This window comes from Solirhodobacter sp. (assembly GCF_964715405.1).
Genome location: NZ_CBAICG010000028.1, coordinates 1 through 17,487, shown reverse-complemented (window position 1 = coordinate 17,487; position 17,487 = coordinate 1). Strand labels below are relative to the sequence as shown.

Here is a 17,487-nt window from a genome sequence, read left to right as displayed (position 1 = left end):
ATGCGCCTGATGAAATCCTGGGTGGTCAGTGCCAGCGATCCGACCACCGACTTCCCGCTCAACAACCTGCCCTGTGGCGTCTTTTCGATCAGCGAGGAAGAGCCGCGCTGCGGTGTGGCGATCGGCGACATGATCCTCGACGTGGCAGGGCTGGAGGCGGACGGGCTTCTCTCGCTGTCCGACGATCCGGTTTTCGATGTTCCGTTCTGGAATGAACTGATGGAACTTGGCCGCGATGCCTGGGCCGCGCTCCGTTGTCGGTTGACCGCGCTGCTGTCGGAAGACTCGCCGGACGAGGCCGCCTGCCTGCCGCACCTTTATCGGCAATCCGACGCAACGCTGCACCTGCCCTTCCTGGTGTCGGAATTCACCGACTACTATGCCGGGCGGAACCATGCGCTCAATGTGGGAACGATGTTCCGCGGCCCGGAAAATGCATTGCCGCCCAATTGGTTGCACATCCCCATCGGCTATAACGGCCGGGCGTCGTCGGTGGTTGTTTCGGGCACCAACGTGCGGCGCCCGCTGGGCCAGTTGAAGCCGCCGGGAGCCGATGCGCCCTATTTCGGCCCCTCGAAGCGCTTCGATTTCGAGTTGGAGATCGGCGCCGTCGTGGGCCGACCCTCGCAGGGCATGGTTTCGGTGGCCGAGGCCGACGCGATGATCTTTGGCTACGTCCTGCTGAACGATTGGTCGGCACGCGATATCCAGGCCTGGGAATACCAGCCGCTCGGGCCGTTTCAGGCCAAGGCGACGGCCACCACGATCAGCCCCTGGATCGTCATGGCGGCCGCGTTGGCGCCGTTCCGCGCCGCCACCCCGGCGCGCGAGCTTCCGCTCTTGCCCTACCTGCGCGAACCCGGCCCGATGCTCTATGATATCGCGCTGGAGGTTGGCCTTGCCCCTGCCGGTCAGCCGGAAACCGTGATCAGCAGAACGAACGTTCGTGAATTATACTATTCCCCCGCGCAACAGCTTTGCCACCACACCACCTCGGGCTGCCCGATGAATGTGGGCGATCTGCTTGGCTCCGGCACGATCTCAGGCGCGACGAAGGACAGCCGGGGCAGCCTTCTGGAACTGAGCTGGGGCGGCACGGAGCCGATCACCCTCGCCAATGGCGAGACGCGTGGTTTTCTGGAGGATGGCGACACGCTGACCCTGCGCGGTCATGCGCAAGGCGCGGGGTATCGCATCGGTTTCGGCACCTGCGCGGGGCGCATCCTGCCTGCGGTTGCGGTGCCGGACTGGGCGCGGTAACGCTCAGGCCCGCAACGGCACGCGTCCCGTGGCCGTCAGGTGGAACACCTCGCGCCCCTCGATCACCACGGCGGTCAGCGGGCCGCCGTAAGCCGCACTCGAATCAATGTTCACCCGGTTGCCGTAGTGTGTGGGCACGTCGAGCGCGGTGTGCCCGTGGACCACGAGAACCCCGTGATCGCGCCTATCCTCCAGGAATGGCGAGCGGATCCAGACCAGATCGTCTTCGCTCTGCGCATAAAGGGGAATGCCGGGCCGGATGCCTGCATGGACGAACACCACCTGCCCGCGCCGCACCCAGGTTGGCCGGATCTCCATGAACACCCGGTGCGCCTCGGGCACTGCCGCCCGTGCCTCGGCATGAACCGGGCCGAGCGGGCGGTCGGCCGCATTACGGACACCGTAAGAGGCCAGCGTGGCGGCCCCGCCAAGGCGCGGATGCAGCCAGCCCAGTTCCGGCCGCAGGCCGGGGTCGTGATAGCCGACATCGTTCAGGAAAGCGGTGAACATCCGGTCATGATTGCCTTTCAGCACGATCCAGGGCCGACCCTCGGCGATGCCCGCCCGCAGATGCTCGACGACCCCGGCGCAATCCGGTCCACGATCGACAAGGTCGCCAACGTGGATCGCCGGCGCCGCGGCATCGCCGCAGTGCGCGCGGTCGGCCTCGATCAGCGCATGGGCGCCGTGCAGGAGCGCCAGATGCCCGTGGATGTCTCCGATCGCATAGCTGCGCATCATCACCTTGCCGCCCCTGGCCGTTGGTCGCGCGCAATGTGCGGCGCGGGAAATCCCTAGGATCATTGGGGGGCATCGGCAACGCCGAATCCTGTCGCCGACCCCGATCCCGTCAAAAGCCGCCATGCGAAAGGCCCGCTGGTGGGTGGGCGATCTCGCGCGCGAAGATAATCGCTTGATGTCCGCCATCCCTCGGGTCTGCCGCGCGTCAGGATGAAGAGATTTGCATTTGCGGCAGATCAAGGCAGTCGGCGGGCGTTGGTTCACAATCACGTCATCGAAGCATCTGAATATGGAGCGACATAGATGACATTTTCTACGGCAAAACGTGCCTTGGTGGCCTTGGCGGCATTACTTGCCCTGTCTGCGTGTCTGGAGCAAAAGCCGGACGCGGTGAAGAAGATCGAGACCAACCTCGGTGACGAGAATTCGGCGGTAAACTCGGGCCCGGGTCAGGGTGCCAGCGGCGCGGCGCAGAGCGGCGCACTGGATTACATCGGTCCGGGCGGTGAGGTGGTGGGCGCCGGTGTGGCGGTGCTGAATACCGCACCGACGGCGGTTCTGTTGGTGCTGCAGAAACAGGAACAGGATGCCTTGGCGGCGGAGTTGGATCACCCGGATGATCCGGTTTACAAGGCAAGGTCGGACTTCGCGTCGGCGAAATACAATTGCTTCGCGCGCAAGGATTGCGCGACTTACTACAAGTTGCTTGATGCGCAGAAGAAGGCCGCCGCCGCCAACACGGCGGGCGGGGGCGGCGGGGCCGGCGGCCACAGCGGCGACTGAACCCCGAAAAGAACAATGCGGCCGCCCGGGTGAGGGCGGCCGCGCTGCATTCTCCGCGAATGAAGCCTGCCCTGTCAGAGCTTGGCGATCAGTTCCGGCAGGGCGGTGAACAGGTCGGCGACCAGGCCGTAGTCGGCAACCTGGAAGATCGGCGCCTCTTCGTCCTTGTTGATCGCCACGATGACCTTCGAATCCTTCATGCCCGCAAGGTGCTGGATCGCGCCCGAGATGCCGACGGCAACGTAAAGGTTCGGCGCCACGACCTTGCCGGTCTGGCCCACCTGCCAGTCGTTCGGGGCATAGCCCGAGTCAACTGCCGCGCGGCTGGCGCCAACGGCGGCGCCGAGCTTGTCGGCCAGTTGCTCGATGATGTCGAAGCTGTGCTTCGATCCCACGCCGCGCCCGCCCGACACGACGATCTTGGCCGAGGTCAGTTCCGGGCGGTCGGAGGTGGCGACCCGGTCCTCGACCCAGACCGACAGGCCCGGATCGGTGGCGGTGGCAAGGCCTTCCACCGGGGCGGCGCCACCGGTGGCGGCCGCCTCGAACCCGGCGGTGCGGATGCTGGCAACCTTCACGCGGTCAGAGGATTTCACCGTCTGGATCGCGTTGCCCGCATAGATCGGGCGCTCGAACGTGTCGGCGTCGATCACGGCGGTCACATCCGAGATCACCATCACGTCCAGCAGTGCCGCGACCCGCGGCAGCACGTTCTTGTTGGAGGCCGTGGCCGCGCCGCAGATATGCGAATAGCCCCCGGCCAGCGACACGATCAGCGCGGCGGTCGATTCCGCCATGCCGTGGCAATAGGCATGATCCCCGGCAAACAGCACCCTGGACACGCCCGCAAGGGTTGCAGCCTCGGCGGCGGCGGCATCGCCGCCCGCACCGGCCACCAGCACGTGAACCTCGCCCAGACCGGCCACTGCCGTCAGGGTCTTGGCCACCTGATCGGTGGCAAGACGGCCTTCATTCACATCAGCAACGAGAAGAACGGCCATGTCAGATCACCCCCGCTTCATCTTTCAGTTTCGCGATCAGCTCGTCCACCGAGCGGACCTTGACGCCCGCCTTGCGGCCCGCCGGTTCCACCGTCTTCACCACGGTCAGCCGCGGCGCGACGTCCACGCCGTAGTCGGCGGGGGTCTTTTCCTCCAGCGGCTTCTTCTTCGCCTTCATGATGTTCGGCAGGCTCGCATAGCGCGGTTCGTTCAGCCGCAGGTCCACAGTGATGATGGCAGGCATCGTCACGCGGATCGTCTGCATGCCGCTGTCAACCTCGCGCGTGATCAGCGCATGATCGCCCTCGATGGCAAGCTCGCTGGCAAAGGTGCCCTGGCTCCAGCCCAGCAGCCCCGCCAGCATCTGGCCGGTGGCGTTCATGTCGTTGTCGATCGCCTGCTTGCCGCAGAGCACAAGCCCCGGCTGCTCGGCATCCACCACCGCTTTCAGCAGCTTCGCCACGGCCAGCGGCTCGATGTCGGTCTGCACGTTGTCGGTGGCGTCGATCAGAATCGCCCGATCCGCGCCCATCGCCAGCGCGGTGCGCAGCGTTTCCTGCGCCTGACGGACGCCGATCGAGACGACGATGATCTCGGTCACTTGTCCGGCCTCTTTCAGCCGGATCGCCTGCTCGACGGCTATCTCGTCGAACGGGTTCATCGACATCTTCACGTTCGCCAGATCGACGCCAGAGCCATCCGCCTTGACGCGAACCTTCACGTTGTAGTCGATCACCCGTTTCACGGGCACCAGAACCTTCATCGGAAAACTCCTCTCTCCATCAGCCCCCAGGGCCGCGGGGGATCACAATCGCTCTGCCGGTTGTTAGCCGCTCTGTGCCGGTCAGGACAGACCAAAATCGACCGGTTTCAGCGGCGCGACGTCGCGTTTCACCTTACCGCGTCAGGCCGGGCACCCAGAGCACGTCGGCTTTGCCATCGTCGTTGGCGATGCGGCCCGCGACAAAGAACCAGTCGCTGAGGCGGTTGAGGTATTTTACCGCCTCGGCGTTGATCGCCTCCATCGTGGCAAGCTCGACCGTCAGGCGTTCGGCGCGACGGCAGACGGTGCGGCACAGGTGCATCTGCGCGGCCAGCGCCGAACCGCCGGGCAGGATGAAACTGCGCAGCGGCGTCAGCCGGGCATTCATCACGTCGATCTCCCGCTCCAGCCGCTCCACCTGGCTTTCGATCATGCGCAGGGGCGGATAGGCGGCCTCGGCATCCCGCTCCATGTCGGGGCGGCAGAGGTCGGCGCCAAGGTCAAAGAGGTCGTTCTGGATGCGGGCAAGGGCGGCATCCATCTCGCCGTCGGCATGCAGCCGGGCGAGGCCGACGGTGGCGTTGGTTTCATCCACGGTGCCGTAGGCGGTGACGCGGATCGAATGCTTGGCCACCCGCGCGCCATTGCCAAGCGCGGTTTCGCCGGCGTCGCCGGTCTTGGTGTAGATGCGGTTCAGAACAACCATCAGTGCCCCCCGGACCGCCGGAAATAGACGTAGACGAGGATCAGCAGGATCGCCACCGCCTGCGCCCCCACCCGGTAGCGCATCAGCCGGTTGGCGTTCCGGGCGTGAAACTTGCCGCCCGCGCCGAAGCTGCCGATGCCGAGCATCAGGATCGCCAGCACAATCAGCACGGCGACCACGACAAGGAGGAAAAGCGGATCATGAAGCATCAGGGGTTCCTTCCGTGATCCCCTGATCTAGCCCGGCGGGCACGAAAAGCGAACCGGAAACTGCTGCGACCGATGCGCCGGGTCAGCCCTTGGCGATCAGCCAGTCCAGCGCGCGGGCGGGCAGGACACGGCGCAGCGCACCCATCAGGTAGGTCGGCGTGGTGACATAGTAGCGCGCGCGCGGCCACGGGCTTTCCAGCGCCCGGATCAGTTTCGCGGTGACGGCGGCGGGGGCAAGCTGAAACGGATCAGGGCCGCGGCTTTCGTAAAGCCGGGGACGCAACGATGCGCGGTATCGCTCGGCGCGCGGCGAGGCTTCCCAGTTCACCCAGGCCTCGAAATGCGGGATCGAGTTCTGCCGGATCTTCGTGCCGATCGGGCCGGGTTCGATCAGCACGATCTTCAGCGGCGTGTCGCGCATCTCGATGCGCAGCACGTCGGTCAGCCCTTCCAGCGCGAACTTGGTGGCGACATAGGCGCCGCGCCACCGGGCCCCGACAAGACCCAGCACCGAGGAACAGGTGACGATGCGACCATGCCCCTGCGCCCGCATCACCGGGATCACCCGGCGGGTCAGGTCATGGGTGCCGAACACGTTGGTCTCGAAGATTTCCGCCAGCGCGCCGCGCGGCAGATCCTCGACCGCGCCGGGGCAGGCGAAGGCCCCGTTGTTGAACAGCGCGTCCAGCGTGCCCCCGGTGCGGGCCAGCGCCTCGTCCACCGCGCCCGCGACGCTGCCCTCGTCGGCCAGATCAAGGCGAAAGCTTTCGAGCCCCTCGGCCTGCAGGCGGTCGCAGTCGGCCTGTTGCCGACAGGTGGCAAACACGCGCCAGCCGCGCGCCTTCAACCCGTGCGCCGCATCATGGCCGATCCCCGAGGAACAGCCGGTGATCAGGATCGACCTGTCGTGGCTCATGCAATCGGACCCCTTGGTGATTTCCGCCACTGGCCCCCAAGTCGCGGACGGCGGTGCCGGAGAGCTCGTTGACCCCGGTGTTGCGGGTTTTGGAGAATCATGCAAACATCAATTCAGGATCACATGTTCGTGAGGGTTTTGGCGCGTGTTGATGTTTTCAGGGTTCGGCGGTCTTTTCCTGTTTGGTTTCGCCATGTTGTTGTTCTGCTTCGATTTCGGGGGCGCCGACTCGAGCGATGACAGAGACAGCCTTTGAGCAGGGCACATTGCCGACTGAGTGTGATCGTTCCATTCTACGATGAAACCGCCTACCTCACGATGGCCCTCGGCTCGATCCGCAATCAGGGCCTGCGGGATGTCGAGGTCATCCTCGTCAATGACAACCCCGATCGCTTCGGCCCCGCCTACTTTGCCGGTCTTCCGTTGCCGCCCGAGGTGCGCGTGCTGCACCATGCGGCGAACGGCGGGCTTTCACGGGCGCGCAACAGCGGCCTGGCCGAGGCGCGCGGGGCCAGGATCGCCTTTCTGGATGCCGATGACTACTACCTTGCCGACGGGTTGGCCGCGCAGCTTGCCCTTTCGGAAAGCAGCGGCGCCGACATCACCCATGCCGCCTGCTGCATCAGCCCGGTGGGCTCGCCCGACCTGACGCTGCTGGGCCGGGACAAGGCGCTGTTCTCGGTACCCCGGCAAGGCGACGGGCTGCGCGGGGTGGAAGAGGCGCAGTTCTTCACCTCGTCGTGGTCGAGCCTCTACCGGCGCGATTTTCTCGATGCCGGGGGGCTCAGGTTCGACCCCGAGCAGGTGAAGTTCGAGGACCGCCTCTTCGTGCTGCAAACCGTCATCGCGGCGCGCCGGATCGCCTGCCTCGGGGCCCCGGCGCGGGTCTGGCGGCGGCGCGCGGGCTCGATCTCGACCCAGCGGGCCGACCCCGAGGTGTTGCGGTTGCAGCTTCAGTTGCTGGAGAAATGCGTGGGCGTGATGCGCGCCCATGCCGCCCGCCCGCGCACCCCGCCGCGGTTTCTGCGGCGCGAGTTGTTCAACACCCTGTCGCGGCTGATCTGGGATGTCGACCTGCTGCCGCAGCTTGCGGCGGGGGGCGACGCCACGATGGCGGACTATGGGCCGCGGATCCGGGCGATGCTGGGCGAGGATCGGTTCGGCCAGCAGATCTTCAGCGACCCGGTGCTGTCCCGCATCAGCCGGGTCGGCCAGCAAACCCGCAAGGGGCGCATCAGCCGGGTGGATTTCTTCGAGATCCACCGGGCCCTGCGCGCGGGCGATGTTGCCGCGGCGGCGGCCTGCATCGCCGCGCGCGCCCCGACGGCCGCCCCGCGGCGCGCCCGGCGGCGGAATGGCAAGCGGCTGATCCTGCATCTGGGAATGCACAAGACCGGGTCCACCTGGCTGCAGCGGTGCCTGCAGGCCGAGGCCACCGGATTGCGGGGCATCCGCGTGCTGTTCCCCGCGGCCGGTCTGGCAGGGCCGGCGTTCGTTCCGGTGCGGCCCGGCGGGTTTCCCGGCCACCTCGGTCTGATGCAGGCCGTGCATGACGATGACGATGCGCCCTGGCGCACCCTGGCCGCCGAGATTGCCGCATCGCGCTGTGATACGGTGATCCTGTCGTGCGAAAACTTCCTTGCCCCGCTGGCGCGCGGGCGCGACGACCTGCTGGCCCGCCTGTTCGACCGCCTTGCAACGTTCGAAAGCTGCCAGCCCATCGCCTTCGTGCGCCGCCCCGATCGCGGCCCTGAGGCGCTCTACCGCGAGGTGGCCTGCAACGGGCAGCGCCTCGGCGCGCGGTCGGTGCAGGAGTTCATGGTGGACTATGGCGCCCTGCTGACCGACCTTCCGGCCCTGTTCGCGCCGTTCGAAGCCTTCGCCGGGCGCCCCGTCGCGCTTGGCGACTATGATGCCGCGGCCGCACAGGGCCGCCTCTGGTCGGCGTTCACCGCGCTTGCGGGTCTTGGAGAGCTCTCGCTTGCCGCGTCCGCCACCCCGGCCTACCGCACCCCGACCAGCGCCGAGGTTCAGGCCGCGCGGCTTGCGAATGCGCTGGTGGCATCGGAGCCGCAGCGACGGCGCGTGCTGCGCGGGTTCTTTGCGGCCGGGGGCGAGGCGGGCGGCCCCGACGCCCCGCTCCTGTCGCCGCAGGACCGGCTGGCGCTGGTGGATGGCTTTGCCGAACGATCCGCCGCCTTCGCGCAGGCCCGCGGCTACGCGCCCGCCCTGGCCGACCTGCGCGCCGCGCTTGCCACCGAAGCCTGGCACCCGCCCCCCGGCCCCGATGATGCCATGCTTGAACGCCTGCAACAGGCCCGGCTGCAGGCGGAGTTCGAGCCGCGCGCCCCGGCACCGGCCGACAGCCCCGCCCCCGCCGGGCCGCCCGAGATGATTATCCGCATCCGCCCGCGCCCCTGGCTGACCCGCGCGATCGGGCGGCTGCGCGGCCTGCGCCGCTGAGCCGCCAGACCGATTGGGGCCGGTGCGGGATTGGCACTGGACCCGCGTTGGGGCCGGAATTACACCACGGACATGAGCCAGACGCCCGACGACCCCAGCATCGCGCCTGAAACCGGTGCCGCCACCACCTCGGAACCGCTGAGCCGCGCGATCGGCGAGCGGTATCTGACCTATGCGCTGTCCACCATCATGGACCGCGCGCTGCCGGATGTGCGCGACGGGCTGAAGCCGGTGCACCGCCGCATCCTGTATGCGATGCGCGAACTGCGGCTGGCCTCGACCGGCGGGTTCCGCAAGTCGGCCAAGATCTCGGGCGACGTGATGGGCAACTACCACCCGCACGGCGACGTTGCGATCTATGACGCGATGGCGCGGCTGGCGCAGGATTTCAACGTGCGCTACCCGCTGGTCGACGGGCAGGGCAACTTTGGCAACATCGACGGCGACAACCCCGCCGCGAGCCGCTACACCGAGGCCCGCCTGACCGCCGCCGCCGAGGCGCTGATGGCCGGGCTGGACGAGAACGCGGTCGATTTCCGCCCGAACTACGACGGCACGCTGACCGAACCGGTGGTGATGCCCGCCGCCTTCCCGAACCTGCTGGCGAATGGCTCGTCGGGCATCGCGGTGGGGATGGCGACCAACATCCCGCCGCACAACATCGGCGAACTGGTCGAGGCTTGCCTTGCGCTGATCAAGGCGCCGGATGTCACCAACGCGGCGCTGGTGGCGCTGGTGCCGGGGCCGGATTTCCCGACCGGCGGCGTGATCGTCGAACCGAAGGCCAGCATCCTGGAAACCTACCGCACCGGCCGGGGCAGCTTTCGGCTCAGGGCGCGCTGGTCGGTCGAAGACCTTGGCCGGGGCCAGTGGCAGATCGTCGTCACCGAAATTCCCTATCAGGTGCAGAAGTCGCGGCTGATCGAAAAGCTGGCCGAGGTGATCCAGTTGAAGAAGGTGCCGATCCTTGCCGATGTGCGGGATGAAAGCGCCGACGACGTGCGGCTGATCCTGGAACCGCGCTCACGGACCGTCGACCCCGAGATGCTGATGGGGATGCTCTACCGCAACTCCGACCTTGAAATCCGTTTCGCGCTGAACATGAACGTGCTGATCGACGGCCGCACGCCGAAGGTGTGCAGCCTGAAGGAAGTGCTGCGCGCCTTCCTCGACCACCGGCGCGACGTGCTGAACCGGCGCAGCCAGCACCGGCTGGAGCGGATCGACCACCGGCTGGAAGTGCTGGAAGGTTTCATCACGGCCTTCCTGAACCTCGACCGGGTGATCGACATCATCCGCTATGACGCCGACCCCAAGGCCGCGCTGATGGTCGAGGACTGGGGCCACCCGCACGCGCGGGCGGTGAATGAAAAGGACTACATCTCGCCCCTGACGCTCGCCCTGCCCGGCGCGGCGGTCGAGCCGACACTGACCGATGTGCAGGCCGAGGCGATCCTGAACATGCGGCTGCGCAGCCTGCGGCGGCTGGAAGAGATGGAACTGCTGCGCGAACAGGACGCGCTGATGAAGGAGCGGGCGGAGCTGGCCGACCTGATGGACAGCGAAACGCTGCAATGGAAGCGGATCGGCACCGAACTGCGCGAGGTCGGCAAGCAGTTCGGCAAGGCCACCGCGAACGGCCTGCGCCGCACCAGCTTCGCCGATGCCGCCGAGGCCGAGGAGGTGCCGCCCGAAGCGATGATCGAGCGCGAGCCGATCACCGTCATCTGCTCGAAAATGGGCTGGGTCCGGGCGCTGAAGGGGCACGGCGCGCTCGATGCCGAGATGAAGTTCAAGGACGGCGACGAGGGGCGCTTTGCTTTCCACGCCGAGACCACCGACAAGATTCTGATCTGTGGCTCGAACGGCCGGTTCTACACGGTGCTGGGCGCCAACCTGCCGGGCGGGCGCGGCATGGGCGAGCCGCTGCGGCTGATGGTCGACCTGCCGAACGAGGCCGAGATCGTCGAGATTCTGATCTACAAGCCGGGCGAGAAACTGCTGATCGCCTCGACTGCGGGCGACGGTTTCGTGGTGCCGATGGACGAGGTGGTGGCCCAGACGCGGGCGGGCAAGGTGGTGCTGAACGTGCGCGACGACGTGAAGGCGCGGGTCTGCCGCATCGTGCAGGGCGACCACGTCGCGGTGGTCGGCGACAACCGCAAGATGCTGGTGTTCCCGCTGACCGACCTGCCCGAAATGGCGCGCGGCAAGGGCAACCGGCTGCAACGCTACAAGGACGGCGGGTTGTCGGACGCCACGACCTTCACGCTGGCCAAGGGCCTGACGTGGAAAGACCCGGCCGGGCGCACCCGGACCGAACCCGACCTGACGGAATGGCTCGCCGCGCGCGGCACGGCAGGGCGGATGGCGCCGCGCGGTTTCCCGCGCGACAACCACTTCAATTGATCACCACAAGGCAAGGATGCCACCCGCGCTGGTGCCGGTCGCCTTCACCACGCTGACGCGGATCGGCAGCAGGCTGCCCGCGGGCACCGACTGGAAGGTGACGGCCTGCCCCCCGGCCATGCTGACCGCCACATCGCCCGGCTGGCCGACATAGATCGCGCGGGTGACGGTGGGCAGCGTGACGCTGTCGCTGGGGGTGACGGCGGCGGCGTCGCGGATCGGCGAAACCGGGGTGGTGGGGAATTCCTTGAAACTGTCCATCTGCACTCTCCTGCTCTGCAGGATCGCGAGGCCGCGCAGACGCCCCGCGACCGGCCTGCGATCTCGGGGGTGAGGCACCGCGTTGGTGCGACCTCAGGCCCCTAGATGGCAGATCGAGGTTAAGAAACCGTTTACGCCGCCAAAGACGCCTCCCGGTCCTATGGACAGCGCCGGGTCCGCCCGGCATTCTTCACGCCAATGAGAGGGCCCCGGCGCCCCGCACCGAGGATGGCCACCCCGGCCGAGCAGCGCGAGTTTTCCCCACCTTGACCGACCTCGATCCCAAGCCCCGCCGCGTGTTGATCCTGGTGGAAAACCTGCCCGTGCCGCTCGATCGCCGGGTCTGGCTGGAGGCGACGACGCTGGTCGCGCAGGGCTACGAGGTCAGCGTGATCTGCCCGATGGGCCGCGGCTGGGACAAGGCCCGTGAAGAGATCGAGGGCGTCCACATCTACCGCTACCCCGAGCCGCCCGAGGCGCATTCCGGCGCCGTGGCCTATGCGCGTGAATATCTGCATGCGCTGTGGCACATGGCGCGGCTGGCCCGGCAGGTCTGGCGCGACCGCGGGTTCGACGTGATCCAGGGCTGCAACCCGCCCGATCTGCTGTTCCTCATCGCGCTGCTCTATCGCCCGTTCGGGGTGCGCTACCTGTTCGACCATCACGATGTCGGCCCGGAACTGTTCGAGGCGAAATTCGGCCGCCGCGGCTTTCTCTACCGCGTCATGCTGTGGTGGGAGCGGTTGAGCTTTCGCACCGCCTCCGTTTCGATCGCCACCAACGAAAGCTTCCGCCGCGTGGCGCTGAAGCGCGGAAAGATGGCACCCGAGGACGTGTTCGTCGTCCGCTCGGCGCCGAGAGTCGAGAAGTTCGAGATCCGGCCCGCCGACCCCGAAGTGCGGCGCGGCGCGAAAACCGTGCTGGGCTATGTCGGCGTGATCGGCCAGCAGGAGGGCATGGACCTGCTGGTCGAAGCGGTCGACATTCTGGTGCGCAAACTCGGCCACGGCGATCTGCACGCGGTCATCGTGGGCTTCGGCCCCCACCTGCCCGAGGTGCAGCGCGATGTGGCGGCGCGCGGGCTGGAGGATCACTTCACCTTCACCGGCGCGCTGTTCGGCGAAGACCTTTTGCGCGCGCTGAACAGTTGCGACATCGGCGTCAGCCCCGACCCGAAGAACGGGATGAACGACATCTCCACCATGAACAAGGTGATGGAGTACATGACGCTGGAAAAGCCGGTGGTGCAGTTCGACCTGATCGAGGGACTGGCCTCGGCGGGGGAGGCCTCGCTTTACGCGAAAGCCAACGATCCGGTGGATTTCGCGGCGAAGGTCGCCTGGCTGATCGACAACCCCGACAAGGGCCGCGCGATGGGCCGGATCGGCCGCGCGCGGGTGTTCGATGCGCTGTCCTGGGCCCATTCGGTGCCGAACCTGCTGGCGGCCTATGACCGGGTGTTCGCGAAGCGGTAGGCCCGAGCCCGGACCCTGAACGCGCCGTCGCGCATGATCGTCGCGCCGCTGGGCCGGAAGTGGCCGAGGGCAACCAGCGCCCGCAAGACGGCATCACGTTTTGCGTGAACGACAATCTGGATCAGCATAACCGCCTCTACGTGGCGTCATGCCTGTGACTTGGCCGCCGATGCAAGGGCGACCAGGAGACCGCTACATCTGAACACGTCAACAGGAGAACTGCGATGAAGATTCTGTTTCGCGCGATCGCTCTGACCACGATGGCTGCCGCCTTTGCGGCCCCGACGCTTGCCGCGGCGGCAACCATCGACGCCAAGACCCTGACCTGCGCGACCTTCTCGGCCATGAACGCGGCCGACATGACCGCTGCCGTCACCGCGCTGCATGCGGCATCGGCAGACGCCAGCATGGCGATGGATGCCACGGCGAACGCCGCTGCTGTTACCGCCACCACGGCGGCCTGCACCGGCCACCCCGACATGCTGGCCTCTGCCGCGATGACGACGAAGTAACCCAGGCTTCGGGTTCATCAGCGACGGCGCAGACCTTGTTTCGGTCTGCGCCATCGTCTTGTCTTGACCCTGATGCAGTTCAGGCGCGGCGCCGGTCGTACAGCAGGCCAAGCCCCCAGCCGGACAGAAACCCGCCAAGGTGCGCGCCCCAGGCAAGCCCGCCGTTCATCGCCCAGAAGAACACGACGTTCAGCCCGATCAGGTAGACGATCGGCCGCGCGAGCGCCCGCGCCGCCTGCGCAGGGCTTTGGCCATAGCGGCGGCGGTCGGCCCAGGCCCAGGCGAGGATCGCACCGGCCAGCCCGAACAGCGCGCCCGAGGCCCCCACCATCGGATCGGCGCTATACGAGAACACCGCAAACCCGGCGCCGCCGCCGATCGTCGTCAGCAGGTAAAACAGCAGATACCGCGCCTGCCCCAGTCGCGCCGCGACCGGCGCGCCCAGCGAAACAAGGGTGATCATGTTCAGCGTGACGTGCCAGAACCCGCCATGCAGAAACCCGTAGGTCAGGAACATCGCCGCGGGTTGCAGCGGATAGACCGGCGTATCGCCCCGCAGCAGGCTGGCCCAGAAACTGCCGTAAGTGTAGGCCGTATCGCGCCAGCCCGGCGCACCCCAGAGTCCGGCATCCGCGCCCTCCAGCGCTCCCTCGATCAGCAGGCAGACCATGAGGATCAGCACTGAAACCGGGTTGCGCGCGAACCAGCCGCGCAGGCGCGCGCGAAAGACCGGGGTGAGGATGGATCGGCTGTCGCTCATGCCGCCGAAGTGCGCCTGCGGTGCGCCCGGCGCAAGTGAAAACCCGGTGAGGACGGGCGTCAGAACGGCAGGAAGCGCGGCAGGGCAGGCAGCGTCGCGGCCATCAGGTGCTGGATGCGGGCATCCGCCGCCGCCTCGGCCTCGCCCTCGTTGATCGGCGTGACATAGCGCACCAGCGCGCCATCGGTGCGCCCGCGCGTCAGCCCGTCCCAGACCACGCTGGCCTTGACGGCGAAGTCATTCGTCATCCGGCGGCCGCGCTGCTCGAACCAGTAGTAGACCAGTTGCCGGGTGGTGCCGCGCTCGATCACGGCGCGGTTCAGCGTGAAGCGGCCGTAGGGGGTGCCCGCCATGTCGACCGACATCGGGGCGAGGCTGAAGATCTCCCAGCCGCCGACCGGCAGACAGACCTCGGGCGAGTGGATGCCCTCGCCTTCGGTCTGGCGCTTGTAGTAGGCCACGAAGAAGTTCACCGCGTCACGCTCGGCCGGCGCGGCATAGGTGATGTTCACGTAGTCGTCCGCCGCGAGAACCTTCGCCACATCGGGGTCGAGTGTGGTCGCGCTGCCAGCCCAGGGGCCGGCGCTGCGCGGGAAGGACGCGAAACTCGCCCGCGACAACGCCGTCGCAGTGCCGCCGCCAAACGACAGCCAGCCCGCCGACACGCCGATCGTCAGCAGCGCCGCCGCCACCAGCGCGGGCGACAGGCGCAGGCCCCGCAGCCGCAACAGGATCGGCAGAAAGCCGCGGGTATCAAGGTCGATCACTTCGGCCAGCGGCATCGGCGCGGCGGTGGTCCGCTGCAACCCGGCCGCCAGCAGGAACAACAGCGCGACGCAGATCAGGAACACCACCCAGCCCTCGAAGGCATGCAGCACGCCCTCGGCCTGCCCGATGCCGTAACGATCCACCATCATCCCGATCATGGCGATGCGCAGCGCGTTCATCACCACGGTCAGCGGCGCGGCGGTCAGCACCAGCACCAGCTTGTGCCAGCGCGGGCCCCGGTAAAGGATCGCGAACAGGTAGGAGAAACTGAGGATCGGGAACAGGTAGCGCAGCCCCGAGCAGGCCTCGGCGACCTGGAGCTTGTAGACGCCAAGGTCGATCACGTTGCCTTCCAGGAACACCGGCACGTTGGCCTGATCCAGCACCCAGACGCCCATCTCGGACGACAGGTGCTGCAGGATGATGTTGACCTTCCAATACAGGAACTGCGGCAGCGGCAGCATGAAGATCAGGTGCAGCACCGGCAGCATGTGGCGCGACCCGCGCGCCCAGCCAAAGACGGTCAGCACCAGCCCCGCAATCCACACGATCAGCGCATAGGCGACCACGTCGGGGATCTGCATCATGTTGCCCAGCACGGCGCCAACGAGGCCCGCCGCCAGCACCGCGAGGCCGCGGCCACGGTCGCGCACCACGGCGGCGGGCGGCGGCATCCGGCGCATCTCGCGCAGGAAAAGGTAAAGCGAGATCAGCGGGATCAGCGGGCCATAGCTGTATTCCGGCGTGATCCAGGCTTTCCCCAGCGACACCAGCCCAAGCTGGAACAGCGGCACCGACCCCGCAATCAGCAGCAGGAACCAGCCAAGGCCCGCAGACCGCAGCGGGATGCTGCGGGCACCGGAGGCGGCGACGTCGCTCATTGCGCGCTCTCGTTCATGGCCGCACGGTGAAGGTGCGCCCGATCGAGAAGAAGACCGAGTTGCCCGAGGCGGTGCCATTGACCGGATCCGACCGGTAGCGATAGCGATAGCCCGCCGTCAGCATCCAGTCCTGCGTCAGCGCGTGTTCGTAGGCCGCGGTGAAGCTGCTGCCACGGCGCGGCACCACGCCGTTGCCCGCGACCGGGTCCACGCGCGCATACTCGATGCCGAAGCGCACGCCGGAAAGCTGGCTCACGTCGTAACGGTAGCTTGCCGAGGCCCGCGTCACGAGTTCGTCGCCAACGTCCAGACCGCTGAAGGCCAGCGGGCTGACGACCTGGCGCGACAGGGTGGCGGTGATCTGCCCGGTCGAAAGGTTCTGAATGTAGCCAAGCGTGGCGATCGCATCGACATGGCCCTGTCCGCCCCGCGTCGCGCCCAGGCTGTAGCTGAGCTTGCCCGTCGTCATGTCGATCGCCTGCCCGCCGGTCAGCGTGGTGCGGGCGCCACCGGGCGACAGGCTGCGCTGGGCCGAGAACGTCGCGGTGCCGTTGTCTTGCGTCCGGGTCAGCACAAGGCCCAGAGTCGGCTCGGACCGGCTGGAGTCGGCGCCCGTCGTGAGGGTGCGGTTGCGCGCCGCGCCGAGCGTCACATCCAGATGGGTGCGGGCGTCGAAATCGTGACCCAGGGTGAAGTCCAGCTCTTCCGAGCGATAGCGTGTGCTGGCGGGATCCTGCGCGGTGAAGTTCGAGCCGGTCAGAACCACCTTGCCCGTGGTCCGGTCCGAAAAGGCGATCCGCGCGCCCATCGACAGCTGCGTGTTCGTGCTGTCGTAATAGGCCGCCGAAGCCCCGCTGTAGCGCCGCGCCGAGGTCTGCGCCGAGAACAGGAAGCCCAGCGGCTGGTCGATCCCGGTCTCAAGACCCAGCGATGCCGCATACAGGCGCCGGGTTCCGCCGCTGGGCGCCAGATCGACGCTGCCCTCCTGCGTGGCGGCAAGCGGGTCGAGGTAAAGCAGGCTGGCGGCGTCGTAACTGGCGCTGGCGGTCAGCTTCGCCGCCGCCGTCGCATGGGTGTAACTCAGACGGGTCGACTGGCCATCAAAGCGCGTGTCGTTGCCGCCCCCGGGCAGGCGCGCGGCCCGCAGCACGCCGCCGAGGGTCAGATCGAGCGACGACAGCCGCGTGCTGGAATGCAGCCCGAAGCTCAGCGCGGTGTCGAACAGCGTGGCCGCGCCGGGCGAAGTGGGCGCCATGTCGAGGTTGCTGTCACTGCGCAGCGTGGACAGCACGCCGAAGGTCAGCGTGGTGCCCGGCTCGGTCGTCGTCGGCTGACCGGTGACCTGCGCATAGGCGAGGCCGGAAACGAGGCTGGCCGCCACGGCCAGTGCGGCCTTCTTGCGGAAGCGGCGGGGGATCATGCGGGGCCTCATTCGAACAGCCTTCGTGTTGGGATGACGATGACGTCGCCTTTGGCGAGTTCTGTGGTTGGTGGGATTGGGTTTGGTTTGGGGGATTTTTGGGTTGAGAGGGAGAAGGTGTAGGTTTTGTCTTCGCCGGTCTGGGGGTTGTGGCGGTGA

General features: G+C 67.5%; 16 protein-coding genes. 6 read left to right on the top strand and 10 right to left on the bottom strand.

Annotated elements, in window-relative coordinates; all coding sequences use genetic code 11:
* Nucleotides 1–1,260 (top strand): fumarylacetoacetase, encoded by a 1,260-nt coding sequence (gene fahA / locus AC11WY_RS13025; RefSeq protein WP_482926149.1) that lies wholly within the window; start codon nucleotides 1–3, stop codon nucleotides 1,258–1,260.
* 3 nt (nucleotides 1,261–1,263) lie between these two features.
* On the opposite strand, the gene AC11WY_RS13020 is transcribed toward fahA, so the two are convergent.
* Nucleotides 1,264–1,998, bottom strand: coding sequence for a metallophosphoesterase (locus tag AC11WY_RS13020; RefSeq protein ID WP_482926199.1), 735 nt, complete (start codon nucleotides 1,996–1,998; stop codon nucleotides 1,264–1,266).
* A gap of 306 nt (nucleotides 1,999–2,304) precedes the next feature.
* Here AC11WY_RS13020 and AC11WY_RS13015 point away from each other — a divergent pair, with 306 nt between their 5' ends.
* Entirely contained in the window at nucleotides 2,305–2,784 is a 480-nt protein-coding gene (locus tag AC11WY_RS13015) for a hypothetical protein (RefSeq protein ID WP_482926147.1), read from the top strand.
* A gap of 74 nt (nucleotides 2,785–2,858) precedes the next feature.
* Here AC11WY_RS13015 and AC11WY_RS13010 read toward each other — a convergent pair whose 3' ends face one another.
* From AC11WY_RS13010 to AC11WY_RS12990, 5 genes are all read right to left on the bottom strand, one after another.
* A complete protein-coding gene (locus tag AC11WY_RS13010) occupies nucleotides 2,859–3,785 on the bottom strand; it encodes an electron transfer flavoprotein subunit alpha/FixB family protein (protein WP_482926145.1) in 927 nt (308 codons plus the stop codon).
* Between the two features lies 1 nt (nucleotide 3,786).
* On the bottom strand, nucleotides 3,787–4,548 hold the full coding sequence (locus AC11WY_RS13005; RefSeq protein ID WP_482926143.1) for an electron transfer flavoprotein subunit beta/FixA family protein: 762 nt from the start codon (nucleotides 4,546–4,548) through the stop codon (nucleotides 3,787–3,789).
* 133 nt (nucleotides 4,549–4,681) lie between these two features.
* Nucleotides 4,682–5,254, bottom strand: a complete 573-nt coding sequence (locus tag AC11WY_RS13000) for a cob(I)yrinic acid a,c-diamide adenosyltransferase (protein ID WP_482926141.1) — start codon at nucleotides 5,252–5,254, stop codon at nucleotides 4,682–4,684.
* Nucleotides 5,254–5,463: a twin transmembrane helix small protein gene (locus AC11WY_RS12995; RefSeq protein WP_482926139.1), complete on the bottom strand. Its 210-nt coding sequence runs from the start codon at nucleotides 5,461–5,463 to the stop codon at nucleotides 5,254–5,256. Before AC11WY_RS12995 ends, AC11WY_RS13000 begins: the two co-directional genes overlap by 1 nt.
* Before the next feature lie 82 nt (nucleotides 5,464–5,545).
* Complete coding sequence (locus AC11WY_RS12990; protein WP_482926137.1) at nucleotides 5,546–6,379, bottom strand: SDR family NAD(P)-dependent oxidoreductase; 834 nt, start codon at nucleotides 6,377–6,379, stop codon at nucleotides 5,546–5,548.
* 279 nt (nucleotides 6,380–6,658) lie between these two features.
* Between AC11WY_RS12990 and AC11WY_RS12985 the strand changes: the two genes are divergently transcribed.
* Nucleotides 6,659–8,842 (top strand): glycosyltransferase family 2 protein, encoded by a 2,184-nt coding sequence (locus AC11WY_RS12985; RefSeq protein ID WP_482926135.1) that lies wholly within the window; start codon nucleotides 6,659–6,661, stop codon nucleotides 8,840–8,842.
* 72 nt (nucleotides 8,843–8,914) lie between these two features.
* Complete coding sequence (locus AC11WY_RS12980; protein ID WP_482926133.1) at nucleotides 8,915–11,251, top strand: DNA topoisomerase IV subunit A; 2,337 nt, start codon at nucleotides 8,915–8,917, stop codon at nucleotides 11,249–11,251.
* Here AC11WY_RS12980 and AC11WY_RS12975 read toward each other — a convergent pair whose 3' ends face one another.
* Nucleotides 11,252–11,512: a spike base protein, RCAP_Rcc01079 family gene (locus AC11WY_RS12975; RefSeq protein ID WP_482926131.1), complete on the bottom strand. Its 261-nt coding sequence runs from the start codon at nucleotides 11,510–11,512 to the stop codon at nucleotides 11,252–11,254.
* A 266-nt stretch (nucleotides 11,513–11,778) separates the two neighbouring features.
* Between AC11WY_RS12975 and AC11WY_RS12970 the strand changes: the two genes are divergently transcribed.
* Together AC11WY_RS12970 and AC11WY_RS12965 are read left to right on the top strand one after the other, a co-directional pair.
* The gene (locus AC11WY_RS12970) at nucleotides 11,779–12,987 is read left to right on the top strand and encodes a glycosyltransferase family 4 protein (protein ID WP_482926129.1); all 1,209 of its coding nucleotides are present in this window, start codon (nucleotides 11,779–11,781) and stop codon (nucleotides 12,985–12,987) included.
* 224 nt (nucleotides 12,988–13,211) lie between these two features.
* Nucleotides 13,212–13,499, top strand: a complete 288-nt coding sequence (locus AC11WY_RS12965) for a hypothetical protein (RefSeq protein WP_482926127.1) — start codon at nucleotides 13,212–13,214, stop codon at nucleotides 13,497–13,499.
* 79 nt (nucleotides 13,500–13,578) lie between these two features.
* On the opposite strand, the gene AC11WY_RS12960 is transcribed toward AC11WY_RS12965, so the two are convergent.
* Genes AC11WY_RS12960 through AC11WY_RS12950 form a run of 3 tightly spaced genes read right to left on the bottom strand, consistent with a single transcriptional unit; the run spans nucleotide 13,579 to nucleotide 17,328 of the window.
* The gene (locus AC11WY_RS12960; protein WP_482926125.1) at nucleotides 13,579–14,259 is read right to left on the bottom strand and encodes a rhomboid family intramembrane serine protease; all 681 of its coding nucleotides are present in this window, start codon (nucleotides 14,257–14,259) and stop codon (nucleotides 13,579–13,581) included.
* Between the two features lie 59 nt (nucleotides 14,260–14,318).
* The gene (xrtD, locus tag AC11WY_RS12955) at nucleotides 14,319–15,908 is read right to left on the bottom strand and encodes a VPLPA-CTERM-specific exosortase XrtD (RefSeq protein WP_482926123.1); all 1,590 of its coding nucleotides are present in this window, start codon (nucleotides 15,906–15,908) and stop codon (nucleotides 14,319–14,321) included.
* Nucleotides 15,909–15,921: 13 nt separating this feature from the next.
* Entirely contained in the window at nucleotides 15,922–17,328 is a 1,407-nt protein-coding gene (locus tag AC11WY_RS12950; protein ID WP_482926121.1) for a hypothetical protein, read from the bottom strand.
* Nucleotides 17,329–17,487: the final 159 nt, after the last annotated feature.

Bases quoted from the DNA above. Each gene is read 5' to 3' on its own strand.
- fahA (WP_482926149.1), top strand. From the start codon at position 1: ATGCGCCTGATGAAATCCTGGGTGGTCAGTGCCAGCGATCCGACCACC.
- AC11WY_RS13020 (WP_482926199.1), bottom strand. From the start codon at position 1,998: ATGCGCAGCTATGCGATCGGAGACATCCACGGGCATCTGGCGCTCCTG.
- AC11WY_RS13015 (WP_482926147.1), top strand. From the start codon at position 2,305: ATGACATTTTCTACGGCAAAACGTGCCTTGGTGGCCTTGGCGGCATTA.
- AC11WY_RS13010 (WP_482926145.1), bottom strand. From the start codon at position 3,785: ATGGCCGTTCTTCTCGTTGCTGATGTGAATGAAGGCCGTCTTGCCACC.
- AC11WY_RS13005 (WP_482926143.1), bottom strand. From the start codon at position 4,548: ATGAAGGTTCTGGTGCCCGTGAAACGGGTGATCGACTACAACGTGAAG.
- AC11WY_RS13000 (WP_482926141.1), bottom strand. From the start codon at position 5,254: ATGGTTGTTCTGAACCGCATCTACACCAAGACCGGCGACGCCGGCGAA.
- AC11WY_RS12995 (WP_482926139.1), bottom strand. From the start codon at position 5,463: ATGCTTCATGATCCGCTTTTCCTCCTTGTCGTGGTCGCCGTGCTGATT.
- AC11WY_RS12990 (WP_482926137.1), bottom strand. From the start codon at position 6,379: ATGAGCCACGACAGGTCGATCCTGATCACCGGCTGTTCCTCGGGGATC.
- AC11WY_RS12980 (WP_482926133.1), top strand. From the start codon at position 8,915: ATGAGCCAGACGCCCGACGACCCCAGCATCGCGCCTGAAACCGGTGCC.
- AC11WY_RS12975 (WP_482926131.1), bottom strand. From the start codon at position 11,512: ATGGACAGTTTCAAGGAATTCCCCACCACCCCGGTTTCGCCGATCCGC.
- AC11WY_RS12965 (WP_482926127.1), top strand. From the start codon at position 13,212: ATGAAGATTCTGTTTCGCGCGATCGCTCTGACCACGATGGCTGCCGCC.
- AC11WY_RS12960 (WP_482926125.1), bottom strand. From the start codon at position 14,259: ATGAGCGACAGCCGATCCATCCTCACCCCGGTCTTTCGCGCGCGCCTG.
- xrtD (WP_482926123.1), bottom strand. From the start codon at position 15,908: ATGAGCGACGTCGCCGCCTCCGGTGCCCGCAGCATCCCGCTGCGGTCT.
- AC11WY_RS12950 (WP_482926121.1), bottom strand. From the start codon at position 17,328: ATGATCCCCCGCCGCTTCCGCAAGAAGGCCGCACTGGCCGTGGCGGCC.